Annotated in this window: 1 protein-coding gene; it reads left to right on the top strand. The window is 65.8% G+C overall.

All coding sequences use genetic code 11. The annotated features are described in order from the left end of the window. The first annotated feature begins 61 nt into the window (after window positions 1-61). A complete protein-coding gene (locus F6Q13_RS20035) occupies window positions 62-475 on the top strand; it encodes a nuclear transport factor 2 family protein (RefSeq protein WP_293060169.1) in 414 nt (137 codons plus the stop codon). Window positions 476-546 lie beyond the last annotated feature (71 nt).

The raw sequence follows: 546 nt of genomic DNA, 5'->3' as shown, positions 1-546 counted from the left end.
AGAAGAAGGATTCACTGAAACGCTTTGCCGACACCTATATCCACTCGGGATCCCAAGACAGATGACCGACACCGAACACCCTGCACACGCCGCGGGCCGGCGCTCCCGCGAGGCGGTTCGGGCGAGGGACAAAGACGCGTGGCTGGCGGTGTTCGCCGAGGACGCCATCGTCGAAGACCCGATCGGGCCGTCGCATTTCGACCCCGAAGGCAAGGGGCACCGGGGCCGGGACGCCATCTCGGCATTTTGGGACAAGGCGATTGCGCCCACGGATCGCATCGAGTTCGACTTCCGCGACACCTACCAGTGCGGCAACGAGGAAGCCAACGTCGGCGCCATCGTCATCACGATGGCCGGGCACCAGGTCACCGCCGACGGGGTGTTCACCTACAAAGCCGACGACGAGGGCAAGTTGGTCGCGTTGCGCGCGTACTGGGAGGTCGACCGGGCGGCCGCGACCGCGCGGCCGGTTTAGAGCGGTTTCAGCCCGGCCAGGTAGCGCCGGGCCAATTCCTGATAGGCCTGCGGATTGGCGTTCACCCACAT

It is taken from the genome of Mycobacterium sp. (assembly GCF_008709575.1).
Classification (GTDB): domain Bacteria; phylum Actinomycetota; class Actinomycetes; order Mycobacteriales; family Mycobacteriaceae; genus Mycobacterium.
Note: the sequence above shows the minus strand (reverse complement) of the source record. Positions and strands in the feature narration are given on the sequence as shown.